At 72.3% G+C, this 12,716-nt stretch carries 15 protein-coding genes; 10 read left to right on the top strand and 5 right to left on the bottom strand.

Annotated elements, in window-relative coordinates; all coding sequences use genetic code 11:
• Positions 1-5 precede the first annotated feature (5 nt).
• Entirely contained in the window at positions 6-488 is a 483-nt protein-coding gene (locus ACPPVX_RS09005; protein WP_426574561.1) for a hypothetical protein, read from the bottom strand.
• Positions 489-876: 388 nt separating this feature from the next.
• On the opposite strand from ACPPVX_RS09005, the gene ACPPVX_RS09000 reads away from it, so the two are divergent.
• Complete coding sequence (locus tag ACPPVX_RS09000; protein WP_426574560.1) at positions 877-3,957, top strand: SpoIIE family protein phosphatase; 3,081 nt, start codon at positions 877-879, stop codon at positions 3,955-3,957.
• A 1-nt stretch (position 3,958) separates the two neighbouring features.
• Here the strand turns inward: ACPPVX_RS09000 and ACPPVX_RS08995 are convergent, their stop codons facing one another.
• Both ACPPVX_RS08995 and ACPPVX_RS08990 read right to left on the bottom strand, forming a co-directional pair.
• Positions 3,959-4,378 (bottom strand): ATP-binding protein, encoded by a 420-nt coding sequence (locus ACPPVX_RS08995; RefSeq protein WP_426574559.1) that lies wholly within the window; start codon positions 4,376-4,378, stop codon positions 3,959-3,961.
• A gap of 104 nt (positions 4,379-4,482) precedes the next feature.
• Positions 4,483-4,806, bottom strand: coding sequence for an STAS domain-containing protein (locus tag ACPPVX_RS08990; RefSeq protein ID WP_426574558.1), 324 nt, complete (start codon positions 4,804-4,806; stop codon positions 4,483-4,485).
• A 171-nt stretch (positions 4,807-4,977) separates the two neighbouring features.
• Between ACPPVX_RS08990 and ACPPVX_RS08985 the strand changes: the two genes are divergently transcribed.
• The 4 genes from ACPPVX_RS08985 to ACPPVX_RS08970 all read left to right on the top strand — a co-directional run bounded on the left by ACPPVX_RS08985 (position 4,978) and on the right by ACPPVX_RS08970 (position 8,736).
• Entirely contained in the window at positions 4,978-6,087 is a 1,110-nt protein-coding gene (locus tag ACPPVX_RS08985) for a carboxylate-amine ligase (protein WP_426574557.1), read from the top strand.
• Positions 6,088-6,134: 47 nt separating this feature from the next.
• On the top strand, positions 6,135-7,292 hold the full coding sequence (locus tag ACPPVX_RS08980; RefSeq protein ID WP_426574556.1) for an iron-containing redox enzyme family protein: 1,158 nt from the start codon (positions 6,135-6,137) through the stop codon (positions 7,290-7,292).
• Positions 7,235-7,474 carry a CsbD family protein gene (locus tag ACPPVX_RS08975; protein ID WP_426574555.1) on the top strand — a complete coding sequence of 80 codons (240 nt, stop codon included), beginning with the start codon at positions 7,235-7,237 and terminating at the stop codon, positions 7,472-7,474. The genes ACPPVX_RS08980 and ACPPVX_RS08975 overlap by 58 nt, the downstream gene beginning before the upstream one ends.
• 149 nt (positions 7,475-7,623) lie before the next feature.
• Positions 7,624-8,736: a carboxylate-amine ligase gene (locus ACPPVX_RS08970; protein ID WP_426574554.1), complete on the top strand. Its 1,113-nt coding sequence runs from the start codon at positions 7,624-7,626 to the stop codon at positions 8,734-8,736.
• 19 nt (positions 8,737-8,755) lie between these two features.
• On the opposite strand, the gene ACPPVX_RS08965 is transcribed toward ACPPVX_RS08970, so the two are convergent.
• Both ACPPVX_RS08965 and ACPPVX_RS08960 read right to left on the bottom strand, forming a co-directional pair.
• Positions 8,756-9,214: a ParB/Srx family N-terminal domain-containing protein gene (locus tag ACPPVX_RS08965; protein WP_426574553.1), complete on the bottom strand. Its 459-nt coding sequence runs from the start codon at positions 9,212-9,214 to the stop codon at positions 8,756-8,758.
• The gene (locus tag ACPPVX_RS08960; protein ID WP_426574552.1) at positions 9,211-9,876 is read right to left on the bottom strand and encodes a histidine phosphatase family protein; all 666 of its coding nucleotides are present in this window, start codon (positions 9,874-9,876) and stop codon (positions 9,211-9,213) included. Before ACPPVX_RS08960 ends, ACPPVX_RS08965 begins: the two co-directional genes overlap by 4 nt.
• A gap of 83 nt (positions 9,877-9,959) precedes the next feature.
• Between ACPPVX_RS08960 and ACPPVX_RS08955 the strand changes: the two genes are divergently transcribed.
• The 5 genes from ACPPVX_RS08955 to ACPPVX_RS08935 are packed head-to-tail and all read left to right on the top strand — an operon-like array spanning position 9,960 to position 12,702.
• Positions 9,960-10,553 (top strand): hypothetical protein, encoded by a 594-nt coding sequence (locus tag ACPPVX_RS08955; RefSeq protein WP_426574551.1) that lies wholly within the window; start codon positions 9,960-9,962, stop codon positions 10,551-10,553.
• Positions 10,553-11,782: an NRAMP family divalent metal transporter gene (locus tag ACPPVX_RS08950; RefSeq protein WP_426574550.1), complete on the top strand. Its 1,230-nt coding sequence runs from the start codon at positions 10,553-10,555 to the stop codon at positions 11,780-11,782. Before ACPPVX_RS08955 ends, ACPPVX_RS08950 begins: the two co-directional genes overlap by 1 nt.
• On the top strand, positions 11,779-12,189 hold the full coding sequence (locus ACPPVX_RS08945; protein WP_426574549.1) for a hypothetical protein: 411 nt from the start codon (positions 11,779-11,781) through the stop codon (positions 12,187-12,189). Before ACPPVX_RS08950 ends, ACPPVX_RS08945 begins: the two co-directional genes overlap by 4 nt.
• Positions 12,176-12,535, top strand: coding sequence for a PRC-barrel domain-containing protein (locus ACPPVX_RS08940; protein ID WP_426574548.1), 360 nt, complete (start codon positions 12,176-12,178; stop codon positions 12,533-12,535). The genes ACPPVX_RS08945 and ACPPVX_RS08940 overlap by 14 nt, the downstream gene beginning before the upstream one ends.
• Complete coding sequence (locus tag ACPPVX_RS08935) at positions 12,532-12,702, top strand: hypothetical protein (RefSeq protein ID WP_426574547.1); 171 nt, start codon at positions 12,532-12,534, stop codon at positions 12,700-12,702. The genes ACPPVX_RS08940 and ACPPVX_RS08935 overlap by 4 nt, the downstream gene beginning before the upstream one ends.
• Positions 12,703-12,716 lie beyond the last annotated feature (14 nt).

Raw genomic sequence — 12,716 nt, 5'->3', positions numbered from 1 at the left:
CGGGATCAGCGCACGACGGTGGTGGTGCGGCGCCGCGACCACCACGGCATGAGCGAGCAGACGAACGCCACGGCGCCCACGATGATGAAGAGGCCCGCCGAACGGTGGTCCACCTGCACCTTCGCATCGGCTTGACCGTCCACGACCAGCGCGGCGATGCCCACGGCGATCGTGACGAGCCCGACGAATGCGGTGGCGCCGCGGTCCTGGTCGGCGAGCGCCGACACCAGGATCGCGCCGCCGAGGAGGATCGCAGCGATGGCTCCAGCTGCGCTGAAGCCGAAGTTCGCCACCGACCCGGACGTGTCGAGGAGGCCGACGGAGAAGTCGACCTTGAAGACGGCGACGAGCCCGAGGCCGAACAGGACCGCCCCTGCGATCGCGGAGGCGAGCTGGAAGATCCGCAGCCCCGCGGAGCCGGCGGTCGGTCGGGTCTCGACCTGCTGGGAGACGACGGGTCGTCCCGCCGAGTCGATGGCCTCGTTCATGGTTCGCATCCTTCCTGGGGACCCGAAGTGGGGTCAGTGGGTTCTGTGGGTTCTGTGGGTTCTGTGCGACCGAGCGCCCCGATCAGCCCGTCGATCGTGATCGGGGCAGCTCTCGGGGCCACGTCGGCCGGTTCGTGCGGGGGCGGGTGGGATCAGACGGTCCGGCCGCCGCTGCGGATGACGTTCAGGATGATCACGGCCAAGACGATGGCGGCGATGATGACGAGGATCGTGTACAGCATGGGGGCTCCAGATGTTTGGGAGGGTTGTGCAGCCCCAGTGCCCGGGTTGCCACCCGGTCATACCCACGGGTGAGGTTTGCGGTGACCGTCGCGCGGGCAGCGCGTCGCCATGGGAGGATTGGCCCACGGGTCGAGAGGAGGGGCAGGTGCCATCGGACGTCGAGCTTGATTCGCTCCTGCTCCGCCGCATCGTCGATGTCCTGCCGCGAGCCATCGTGGTCACCGATAGGTGGGGGACCATCCGCCTGTGGAACGCGACCGCCGAGCGGCTCTACGGATGGCCGGCCGCCAGCGTCCTCGGCCGCCCGATCTTCGAGATCCTCGGCCCGGATGACGCCGCGGCCGACGGTCCCGCCATCTTGGAAGCCCTCCTGGCGGGCCGCACGCACCATGCCGAGCGCCACCTGGTGCACCGCGACGGCACCGCCGTGCACGTCGTCACCGTGACCACCGCGCTCCTCGGCGACGACGGCGAGATCGAGCTCATCGTGGGGGCCACGGACGATCTGGCCGAGCTCGCGCTGCTCCAGCGCGAGACCGAGGCCCTCACCGATCACCTTCGGCTCGCACTCGATGCCGGCGGGTTCGGGACGTGGCGCTGGGACCTCGCCTCCGGGGTCACCGAGTGGGATCCCGAGATGGAACGGGTCTTCGGTGTGGAGCCCGGGGGGTTCGATGGCACCTTCGAGGCCTGGACCTCGCTGCTGCACCCCGACGACCGCGACGAGGTCCTGCGCGGCGTCGAGGAGGCCGTGGCCAACAAGTCCCACTACCGCGTCGAGCACCGGGTGATCGCCCCCGATGGATCGGTCCGGTGGGTCGAGGGCGCCGGGCGGGTGACGCTCGATGCCGCCGGTGAGGTGACGGGCACCATCGGGTGCTGCCACGACATCACCGAGCGAGCCGCGGCCGAGAGCCAGCGCCAGCACCTCGCGGCCATGACCGAGGAATCGCTGGCTCGGGAACGGGTGCAGCGCGAGCGGCTGGAGCTGGTCCAGGCCGTCAACGATGCCCTCGAGGACGCCAACGACCTCGCGGAGCTGATGACCAGGGTGACCCAGGCGGTGGTCCCGAGCTTCAGCGATTGGTGCGGCATCTCCGTCCTGGAGTCCGAGTCCGCCACCGTGCCCCTGACAGAGATCTCGCACCGGGACCCGGCGATGGTCGCGTACGCCCGGGAGCTGCAGGACCGGTTCCCGTTCGACCCGGCAGCGAGCGGGGGCGTCGCCGCGGTGATCCGCACCGGCCGTGCCGAGTTCCACCCGCACATCGACGAGGCGGTCATCGCCGCGTCGGACGCCTCGCCGGAGCTGCGCCAGATCATCCGCGACCTCGGTCTGCAGAGCTCGATCACCGTGGCCCTCCGCAAGCGCGGCCGTTCCCTCGGGGCCATCCAGTTCGTGATGGCCCCGGGCCGCCGGTCGTACGCGGAGGAGGACCTGGCGGTGGCCGAGGCCATCGGTGCACGCATCGCCGCGTCCCTCGACAACCGCCGCCTGCGCGTGCAGCGCGATCGCACGGCGCGGACCGATGCGGCGCTGGCCAACCTCGGTCGTCGGCTGGCCGCGGCGGCCTCGGAGAAGGAGGTGCTGGCGGTGATCGGCGAAGACGCGCCCGTCGTCCTCCGGGCCGACCACGTCGACATCGGTCTCGCCCACGATGCCGAGAGCATCACCATCAGCGGCGACGTCGAGCGGATCGTGCCGCTGGACAGCGCCGGTCCCGTGGCCGCCGCGCTCGCCCAGGCCGAGACGATCCTGCACCACCCCGATGTCGCGACGCCGGGATCCGAGGTCTTCGCCGACCCGCTGGGGGCGCTGGTGGCGTCGCCGCTCTACGACGACGTCCACGAGCCGATGGGCGTGCTCGTCCTGCGGTGGGAGGAGCCCACCTCGCTCGACGAGGTCGACCTCAACGCCATCGAGACGCTCTCACGGCTGTGCGGCCAGGCCATCGTGCGCTCCCAGCTGGCCGGCCACACCGAGGACCTGGCGCGACTCGCCTCGTCGATGGCCGCGGCGCGCAGCACCACCGATGTGGCCCGCCTGCTGCAGGCGCACGGTCGGTCGGACCTCCGGGCCACCGTGGCGAACCTCCGCCTCCTCGACTCGGAGTCCGCCGCCTTGCTGCCGGTGATCCCGAGCGGACTGCCGGCCGAGATCGACCGGCGCTACGAGCGCATCCCGGTGACCTCGGACCTGCCGGTGACCGATGCGGTGCGCGACGACGAACCGATCTGGATCCCCGACCTGGACCACTACCGCGCCCGCTACCCCGAGGCCGCGGCCCAGGCCGCCCGAGGAGGGATCGGTGCGGCGGCGGTCGTGCCCCTGTGCGACAGCGACGGGACCCCGATGGGCGTGGTCTCGCTGGGGTGGCCGACGGCGATGCGCTTCGACCACCGCCTGCGAGCCACCTTGTCGACCCTCGCCGACCTGGCCGCCCAGACCCTCGAGCGCGTGCGCCTCTTCGAGGCCGAGCACGCCGTCATCTCGTCGATGCAGCGCCGGCTGCTGGCACCGCTGCCCGAGGTCGCCGGCCTCGACATGGTGCCGTTCTACGAGCCCGCCGCCGCCGCCCTGGGGATGGGCGGCGACTGGTACGAGGCGATCACGCTCGCCGACGGCAGCGCGGTGGTGATCATCGGCGACGTGGTCGGCCACGGCGTCAACGCCGTCGCGGCCATGGCCCAGATCCAGCACCTCCTGACCGGTCTCCTCCGCGCCGGCGCCCCGCTGGGGGAGGTGCTCGCCACCGCCAACACCATGATCACCGGACCCGAGCCCACCTACGCGACCGCCCTGCTGCTGCACCTCGACCCGGTCGGCGGGCGGATCGGCCACAGCAGCGCCGGGCACCCGTACCCGCTGGTCCGCGAGCCCGACGGGACCGTGCACGTCCTCGACGGCAACCAGCACCCCATGTTCGGCCTGCCGCTCCAGGCGAGCGAGCTCGTCTACAGCCCGCTGGTCGACGGCGCCATGGTGCTCGCCTACACCGACGGCCTGGTGGAGCGGCGGGGCGAGACCATCGATCGGGGGATCGAGCGGCTCGCGGCCAGCTTCGGGCGGTCCCGTGCCCCCGACCTCGACGACGACCTCCACCGCCTGGTGGAGGAAGCACGCGGCTCCGATCCCGAGCACCGGGCGACCTCCGACGACGTGGCCGCCATCTTGATCCGGGTCGGGGAGCGGCCCCCGTCGAAGACCCCGGGCCGTCCGTCTTGATCTAGGGCTGCGCGACGAGGCGCACGGTGAACCCGTCGGCGTGGCGGCCCATGGTCACCTCGCGGCACATCTGGTGGGCCAGCCAGAGCCCGAAGCCGCCTTCGCCGGGGCGCCGAGACGCGGGTTGGAGGCCGGCCTCGGGGTCCGCAGGGCCGTTGCCCTGGTCGGTCACGGTGATGACGGCCTGGCCGTCCTGGGCCCAGCCGAGCACCCGGACCGGTGGCGCGCCGTGCAGCACGGCGTTGGTGACCACCTCGCTCACCGCGCCGACCAGCCCCTCCTCGGTCTCGTGGTCGAGCGATGCCTGGGCCAGCAGCCGTCGGGTGGCCCGTCGAGCCTCGACGGGCTCGGGGTCTTCCATCTGGAGGTGCGGAGCGGTGGACTCCACGGGGATGGGGCGGTAGCTCGGTCGATCGCTCACGGGTCAGCCGATCGGCCCGGTGAGGTACTCGTGCCCGATGCCGCACCGATCGGCACCACGCGTCGGGTCCAGGAGACGCACCGCCATCGTCGGGGCGCTGGCCGCTACGGGTTCAGGAGGGCGGTCACGCCGGTGATGTCGAAGATGCGCTGCACCGCATCGCTCGCCGGCGCCACGGTGAAGGGCCGGTCGTGCTCGCGGGCGCGGCGGAGGGCGACGGCGATCACCCGTAGGCCCGACGAGTCCATGAACGTGACCGCCCCGAGGTCGAGCACGACGCCGCCACCCGCTTCCAGGGCCGAATCGATCGCTTGGCCGAACTCCTCTGCCGACGCGGCATCGATCTCGCCGGAGGCCGTGACACGAGGGGGCGTGGCCTCGCTGTCCACGCTCACCTGGAAGTAGTCGTCGATCGGGCCATCGTCCATGGCCTGATCGTAGGTCGGCGTTGCTCGGCTCGGCGCCGGACTGCGTCGGCGGCATGGTGCACCGCTTCCCTTGCTCGTGTCGGACAGGTCTCGGTTCCCGAGGTCAGGGAGGATCAAACCTCGTCCGATCCCCGTGGTTTGGACCGCCCGTCAGCGGGAACTGCTCGCGACATGAGAGGCACCCGCCCGCCCGACGCTCGCGCCATCCGGGCCGTCTTCGATCAGAACGAACCGGGCACCGTCGGCCTCGAGGAAGAGGTGCTCCTCCTCGACCCCTCCACGTTCCAGCCGGTTCCTGTGGCCGCGGAGGTGGTCCGTGCCGCCGCCCACCCCCAGATCAAGACCGAGCTTCCGGCGTGCCAGGTGGAGATCATCACGGAGCCGCACCGGACCGCAGCTGCTGCCGCCCGCGAGCTGGCCGCCGGGCGGGCGCGGCTGATCGACACGTGTGGGGGAGACGCGCGGCCGGCTGCGGCTGCGGTGCACCCGCACCTCCAGCAGCCCGTCGCCGTCAGCGCCAACGAACGGTCGCGGGCGATGGGATCGCAGTACGGCATCGTCGCCGAGCGCCAGGTCGTCGGAGCGCTGCAGGTCCATGTGGCCGTGGGCGATGCCGACGCCGCCCTCGCCGTCTACAACGCGCTGCGCGGCCTCCTCCCCGAGCTGGCCGCACTCGCCTCGGCCGCCCCGATCCACGAGGGCCGTGACACCGGCCTGAGCTCGGTGCGCCCGCTGATCTGCGCCCAGCTGCCCCGCCAAGGTGTTCCGCCCGTGCTGCGATCGTGGGAGGCGTACGCCGATGAACTGGCCTGGGGCGCCGACACCGGCTGGGTTCCCGAAGCGGGGCGGTGGTGGTGGGAGCTCCGGCCCCACGTGGTGCACGGCACCCTCGAGGTCCGGGTGCCCGACGTGCAGCCCACCATCGAGGCGGCCCGCGCCGTGGCCTCCCTGGTCCAGGCGCTGGTGCTCCACCTGGTGGACCGGCACCGCGACGGGGAGGCGCTGGGCGCACCCTCGAGCTGGCGCATCGCCGAGAACCGTTGGTCGGCGCTGCGCGACGGCACCCACGGGGAGATGGCCGACCTCGTCACCGGCGAGACCATGGCGACGACCAGCCGGCTCCACCAGCTCATCGACGCATCGGAGCCCTTCGCCGGCGGCGGCCTCGACGGTGCTCGGACCATGGTCGGCTGCAACTCGGCCGACCAGCTGCGGCGCGCCGGGCCCGAGCGGTCGGCCCGGTGGCTCGCCGAGGTGTTCGCCCCGGACGGTGAAGGTTGAGCGCTCGGCGCGCGGTTGGGTCGGCGGCTCGATGGGAATCGACTGGCATGGCGCCCTCCACTCCTGCTCCGCGGGGCCCGCTCACCCGTGCTCTGCTCGCCCACCTCACCGACTCGAAGCCGCTCGAAGCCCCCGATGTCGGTGGCCTCGATGCGCTGGTCGACGATGACCTCCACCTGGCCCTGTGGTGCTGCTACCAGCTGCACCACACCGGGTTCACCGACGTGGCCGATGGCGCCGAGTGGGACCTGGACGTCCTCGGGTTCCGCCAGGTCCTCGAGCGAGCGTTCGAGTCGGCGCTGCGCGAGGAGCACCGCCCTGGCTCCCTGCCCGAGGACCCGGGGGTGGCCTTGCGGGTCATCGCCACGGGGGCCGGCCCGTCGCTCTCGTCGTTCGTCGCGCGGGAAGGGACCCGGTGGCACCTGCAGGAGTTCGCCATCCACCGGTCCGCCTACCAGCTGAAGGAGGCCGACAGCCACACCTGGGCCATCCCCCGCCTTCGGGGACGAGGGCGGGCGGCGATGATCGAGATCCAGGCCGACGAGTACGGAGGAGGCCGCCCGGGCGAGGCGCACAGCGAGCTGTTCGCGGCGGCTATGGCCGGCCTCGGGCTCGACCCGGAGGTCGGCGCCTACGTCGACCAGCTGCCCGGGGCCACGCTCGCGACCGACAACCTCGTCGCCATGTTCGGCCTCAACCGCCGCCTCCGGGGCTGCCTCATCGGGCACCTGGCGCTGTTCGAGATGACCTCGGTGACCCCGATGACCCGGTACCTCGACGCCGCCCGCCGGGTGGGCGGGCAGCCGGCCCTCGAGCGCTTCTACGAGGTGCACGTCGAGGCCGATGCCCACCACAGCGCCCTCGCACTCGACCGCATGGTCGGCTGGTTCGCCCACGACGAGCCCGAGCTGCGCGAGGACATCATCTTCGGCGCGGCCGCGCTCACCAACGTCGAGCGACGGTTCGCCCACCACGTCATCGACAGCTGGGAGCACGGCGACAGCTCGCTGCTGCCCAGCGCGAAGGACCGGCCGGAACGCCGTGATCCCCCTGCCTCGGCGCCGGCGTGCCGGGTGTCACCCGTGCGCGCGACTCAGGTGAGGGGCGCCTGGGTATCGGATCCCACCGCTACCAAGAAGGAGCACCGATGGCTGGCAACGAGACCGGACCCGAAGCAGGCGCCAAGGGCGTCGTCGAAGGCGTGAAGGGCAAGGTGAAGGAGGCCGCGGGCGCCCTCACCGGGAACCGCGACCTCGAGAAGGAGGGCGAGGCCCAGCAGGACAAGGCCGACGCGCAGCGCGATGTCGCGGCCAAGGAGGCCGAGGCCGAGAAGGCCCGTGCCGAGGCCGAGGCCCACGAGGCCGAGCAGCGCGCCCACCAGCGCTGACGCCGCTCGCTCCCCAACCGAATCGGGTCCGCTCCTCGGAGCGGGCCCGAGTCGCGTCGGGACCAAGGCCGAGCCGCGGCCGACGTACCTGTCCGGTTGGTGCCGGCGCGATGGGGGTAGTGGAGCGCACCGATCAGACCGGAGTCCCCATGCCCGCATCGCAGCCGCCACCGTTGACGATCGGGGTCGAGGAGGAGCTCGCGCTGGTCAGCGCCGGGGATCACCACCTCGTGGGCCGTTCGGCCGACCTGATCCGCCGGGTGCCCGTCGACGCGCAGCCGTTCGTGGAGCACGAGTTCAAGACGAGCCAGGTCGAGACCGTGTCGCCGGTGTGCTCGACGCTTGACGAGCTCGAGGGGCACCTCGCCGCGCTGCGCACCCAGGTGTCGCGGTCCGCAGGGGAGATGGGCTGCACGGTCCTCGCGTCCGGCACCCACCCGGCGAGCCGGTGGCAGGACCAGGAGCTGACGCCCGAAGCGGCCTACGTGGTCCTGGGCAGCGAGTACCAGCGGCTGGCCGAGGAGCAGCTGGTGTTCGGCTGCCACGTCCACGTCGGCATCGACGATCAGGATCTGCGCATCGCCGTGCTCGACCGGGTTCGCGGGTGGCTGTCGGTCCTGCTGGCCCTCACCGCCAACTCCCCGTTCTGGAACGGAGAGGACACCGGCTTCGCCAGCTACCGGTACATCGTGTTCTCCCGGTGGCCCACGTTCGTGACGCCCGGCGCGCTCGGAGACTGGGCGGGCTTCAAGGCCCTGGTCGACGAGCTGGTTCGCAGCGAGGCGATCGACTCTCCGCAGCGCCTCTACTGGACCGTCCGGCCGTCCAACCGGTTCCCGACGCTCGAGTTCCGCATCGCCGACGCGTGCACCGACCTGGCCGAGACGGTCATGCTCGCCGGGCTCGTGCGAGGCCTGGTGTCCACCGCGATCGGTGACGTCGAAGCGGGCCGGCCGGCGGTCGCCCTCCGGGGCGAGATCGTGCGGATGGCCGAGTGGCAGGCCGCCCGCTACGGCCTCGACGGCGACCTGATCGACCCGATCGGTGGGGGCACCCGACCGGCCGTCGACGCGGTGCGCCAGCTCCTCGACCACGTCGGCCCCGCGCTCGACGACCACGGCGATCGCGAACGGGTGACCGGCACCGTCGACCGGATCCTCACGGAGGGCAACGGCGCCCAGCGCCAGCGAGCGGCGTGGCGGTCCGCACCCGGTGTCGTGCCGCTGCTCGAATCCCTGACCGCCCGCGGGGTGAGCCCGTGATGGCGTGGGGCGGGTCGCCTCAGGGCTGAGCCTCGGTGCGGACGATGAAGTCGTCGCGGGCGGCGGGATCGTCGAAGCCGACGATCGCCCAGACGTGGTCATCGCCGGCGCGGCGCAGGGCCTCGACGCGGTGGTTCCCGTCTTCGAGCAGCAGGTCTCCCTCTCGGTACGAGACGATCACCGGGGCCGGTTCCAGCCCCTCGTCGATGCGCTCGGCCAGCTCACCGACGTCGTCGCGCCACTCGTGCTCCTCCACCTCCTGGGCGACCGGGTGGCCGGCCGGCCCGGCGAGGCGGTGGAGCCGATCCAACGGGAGCAGCACGGGGCCCAGCCACGATCGGGGTGGGTCCGAGAGCAAGACGGCGAGCCCGGCGTTGTCGCTTCCAGGGCTGGCCAGGAACCGGGCCACCCAGTCGGCCAGCTCGTCGCGCTCAGCGGCGGCCCGGGCGGTCGCGGTCGAGAACTCGGGGGCGGTCATGCTCCGCTCGCGACCCGGTCGGTGCCGCCATCGGTGGGCGCCGCGACCCCGATCAGGTGGACGGCCTCGTTGTACGAGCGCAGCGTCCAGGTGCCGTCCTGGTGCTCCCACTCGGTCAGCCCGGTGTTCGAGGGTCGGAGCTGGGCACTGATGTCCGGCTCGAGGATCCCCAGGAGGAGCCGCATCGAGGCCATGATCACCCCGGCGTGGCACACGGCGACCACGGTCTGGTCCTGGTGCTCGCGGGCCAGCCGATCGAGCGTGCGCGCCACCCGGCCGTGGAAGCCGTTCCAGCTCTCGCCGCCGGGCGCGAAGGGCCGGTCCGGCTCGGCTTCCATGTCGAAGGATCCGTACCGGCGGTTGTAGTCCGCCCAGTCGACGCCGTCGGCTTCGCCGGTGAGGACCTCGCTCAGATCGCGATCTCGACCGCTCAGCTCCACGCCGAGGCCGGGAGCGATGATGCTCGCCGTCTCGATGGCCCGCGGCAGGGTGCTCGCCAGCAGCACATCGGCATCGATGCGCCTCGAGGTCGCCAGGTGGTCGCGCAGCGCGGCGGCCTGCGCCCGGCCGAGGTCGGTCAGGCCGGTGCAGCCCTTCGGGCCGGCGATGGGGCCGTGGAAGCCGGCCAGGGCATCGCCGTGGCGGATGAGCAGGAGTCGCATCGGGGTCCGTCCTCGTGGGGTCGGTGAGGAGTACCCGCATCCGCCACCTGTCCAGACCTTCTGATCGCTGCCGTTGCTGATCGATGGACGCGTGGTTCACGGTCTCGGTGCCTGGGTATCGGGCGTCGACGGCCGAGAAGGAGGACCTCGATGCCACGTGCAGGGAGCGACGAGGTGCAGCTCGGACGAAGGGTCGACCGCTGAGCGGCGCCCGGGCGGTCCTGCCCGTCCCGCGATGGGTCTGGCCCGTCATCGCGCTCGTCGTGGTGGCTGCGGCCTGCACGGGGCCGGCGCGGACCGGCGGCGAGTACCGGGGCAAGGCGGCGACGACGGTGGACGTGGTCCACGGGTCGGTCGAGTCCGCCCTGGTGCTCATCGGCGCCACCGAGCGCCACGGCCTTCCTGCGGCCTACGTCTCGACCGCGATGGCCGAGGCGGAGTCCGACGCGCTTGCCGCGGAGTCGACGCTCTCGTCGATCCAGCCCCCCGACGGGGCGAGCGACCGGGTCCGGACCCTGTCGCTGTCCACGATCGGCGATGCCACGGACGTGCTCTCCTCGGCCCGGATCACCGCCCGTCGCGGCGAGCTGGGTGACCTGGTCCGCTACGAGGCGCCGCTGCGCCGATCGGCGCGCGCCCTCGCCGCCCTGTCGGCGTCGCTCCAGGCCGGTGCGTGATGCGGAAGTACCTCCAGGTCACGCTCGGGGTCCTGACCGCGATCGGCGGGTTCGTCGACATCGGCGACCTGGTGGCCAATGCGGCGGTGGGCGCCCGGTTCGGGTGGAGCCTGGCGTGGGTGGTGGTGTTCGGCGTCATCGGCATCATCCTCTACGCCGAGATGTCGGGCCGCGTGGCCGCGATCACCGGCCGGGCCACGTTCGACGTGATCCGCGAGCGGCTCGGCCCTCGCTTCGCCCTCGGCAACCTGCTGGCGTCGTTCGCGGTCACGTTCCTCACCCTCATCGCCGAGGTCGCGGGCATCGCGCTGGCGCTCCAGCTGATGACCAGCGTCAACTACCTGCTGTTCCTGCCGACCTGCGGCCTGCTCGTGTGGATCGTCATCTGGCGCGTCCAGTTCGACCGCATGGAGCGCATCTTCGGGATCCTCGGTCTGGCCCTCGTGGTCTTCGCCGTCGCCGCGTGGCGCCTCGGTCCCGACTGGGCGGATGTGGTGCACCAGGCGACCCATCCGCACGCCCCGAGCGGCGAGGGCGCACCGACGTACTGGTACTACGCGATCGCCCTGTTCGGAGCAGCCATGACGCCCTATGAGGTGTTCTTCTTCTCGTCCGGGGCCGTCGAGGAGGACTGGGACAAGTCGGACCTCCAGACCAACCGGGCCAACGTGTTCGTGGGGTTCCCGTTGGGCGGCGTGCTCTCGTTGGCGATCATGACCTGCACCGCGGTCGTGTTCGCCCCTCGCGGGATGACGGTCAGCCACCTGTCGGAGGTGGCGCTGCCGGTGGCGTCGTCGCTGGGCCGGATCGGGCTGGCGTTCGCGCTGATCGGCTTCTTCGCGGCCACCTTCGGGGCCGCGCTCGAGACCGGCCTCTCCACCGGGTACACGGTGTCCCAGTACTTCGGGTGGCCGTGGGGCAAGGCGACGAAGCCGCTCGATGCCGCCCGGTTCCACGGGGTCGTCCTGGTGTCGATCCTCGTGGCCGTCGCCGTGGCGCTGACCACCGTCGACCCGATCAAGGTCACCGAGTACTCGATCGTGTTCTCCGCCGTCGCCCTCCCGCTCACGTACTTCCCGATCCTCATCGTCGCCAACGACCCCGACTACCTCGGCGACGACGCCAACTCTCGGTTCACGAACGGGCTCGCCACCGTGTACCTCGTCGTCATCGTGGTCGCCGCCGTCGCGGCGATCCCCCTGATGCTGATCACGAAGGCCGGCGCATGACCGCCGAACCGATGCCGGCCGGCCGGATCATCGACGCCGCGCTCGAGCTGCTCGACCGGCAGCTGATCGACAGCGACGGCGTGGCGGCCGGCAAGGTCGACGACCTCGAGCTCACCGAGCTGGCCGACGGATCGCTGGTGGTCACCGCGATCCTCTCCGGTCCGGGTGCCCTCGCGCCGCGTCTGGGTGGGCGCCTCGGCACCGCCTGGGCCGCCACGTTCGCCCGCCTCCACCCCGACGCCGATCCCGCGCCCGCCCGGATCTCGTTCGGTGTCGTCCGGGATCTGGACGGCGCCCAGGTCCGCCTGTCGCTGTCGCGGCACCACCTCGACGGCAACCGGCTCGAGCACTGGGTCCGAGATCGCTTCATCAGCCGCATCCCAGGAGCAGGCCATGAACCTGAGTGACCTCCTCGGGGCCGACGTGGCCGACGCCGACGGCCGGCCGATCGGCCGCGTCCGCGACGTCCGCCTGGTCCAGGACGGCCCGCTGCAGGGCACGTTCGGCGCCGGGCTCCGCGTCGACGGGCTGATCGTCGGACCCACCGCGATCTCCTCCCGCCTGGGCTACGACCGGTTCGGCGTCGACGGGCCCTGGCTCGTGGCCGCCATCGCCCGCCGCCTCCAGCGCCGGAGCCGCTACGTCCCGTGGCCGAGCGTGGAGAGCATGGCCGGCCGGACCGTCCACCTCAGCTGCTCGCACCTCGACCTCGCGGCGCCCGCCCCGCTGCCCCGACCTGGGAGCGGGTCGTGAACGACGGCCTGGCGATCCTGGTGGGCTGGGTGCAGTGGCTCGCCCTGGTCGCCCTGCTGCTCGTGGTGGTGCTGCGCGACGTCGCCCACCACCACGACCAGCGCGACGTGACCTACCAGCGGCGCGACCCGGATCCCGACCCGCCCGGACCGACGAGCCCCACCTGAGACCGGGCGACCCG

Source organism: Aquihabitans sp. McL0605, from assembly GCF_049993875.1.
GTDB lineage: Bacteria > Actinomycetota > Acidimicrobiia > Acidimicrobiales > Iamiaceae > Aquihabitans.
The sequence above is the reverse complement of the archived record's forward strand: the minus strand, read 5'-3'. Positions and strand labels throughout refer to the sequence as shown.

Excerpts from the sequence above, each read along its gene's own strand:
- ACPPVX_RS08960 (WP_426574552.1), bottom strand. The coding sequence starts at position 9,876 with ATGCGACTCCTGCTCATCCGCCACGGCGATGCCCTGGCCGGCTTCCAC.
- ACPPVX_RS09005 (WP_426574561.1), bottom strand. The coding sequence starts at position 488 with ATGAACGAGGCCATCGACTCGGCGGGACGACCCGTCGTCTCCCAGCAG.
- ACPPVX_RS08975 (WP_426574555.1), top strand. The coding sequence starts at position 7,235 with ATGGCTGGCAACGAGACCGGACCCGAAGCAGGCGCCAAGGGCGTCGTC.
- ACPPVX_RS08950 (WP_426574550.1), top strand. The coding sequence starts at position 10,553 with ATGCGGAAGTACCTCCAGGTCACGCTCGGGGTCCTGACCGCGATCGGC.
- ACPPVX_RS08985 (WP_426574557.1), top strand. The coding sequence starts at position 4,978 with ATGAGAGGCACCCGCCCGCCCGACGCTCGCGCCATCCGGGCCGTCTTC.
- ACPPVX_RS08955 (WP_426574551.1), top strand. The coding sequence starts at position 9,960 with ATGGACGCGTGGTTCACGGTCTCGGTGCCTGGGTATCGGGCGTCGACG.
- ACPPVX_RS08945 (WP_426574549.1), top strand. The coding sequence starts at position 11,779 with ATGACCGCCGAACCGATGCCGGCCGGCCGGATCATCGACGCCGCGCTC.
- ACPPVX_RS08970 (WP_426574554.1), top strand. The coding sequence starts at position 7,624 with ATGCCCGCATCGCAGCCGCCACCGTTGACGATCGGGGTCGAGGAGGAG.
- ACPPVX_RS08990 (WP_426574558.1), bottom strand. The coding sequence starts at position 4,806 with ATGGACGATGGCCCGATCGACGACTACTTCCAGGTGAGCGTGGACAGC.
- ACPPVX_RS08980 (WP_426574556.1), top strand. The coding sequence starts at position 6,135 with ATGGCGCCCTCCACTCCTGCTCCGCGGGGCCCGCTCACCCGTGCTCTG.
- ACPPVX_RS08965 (WP_426574553.1), bottom strand. The coding sequence starts at position 9,214 with ATGACCGCCCCCGAGTTCTCGACCGCGACCGCCCGGGCCGCCGCTGAG.
- ACPPVX_RS08940 (WP_426574548.1), top strand. The coding sequence starts at position 12,176 with ATGAACCTGAGTGACCTCCTCGGGGCCGACGTGGCCGACGCCGACGGC.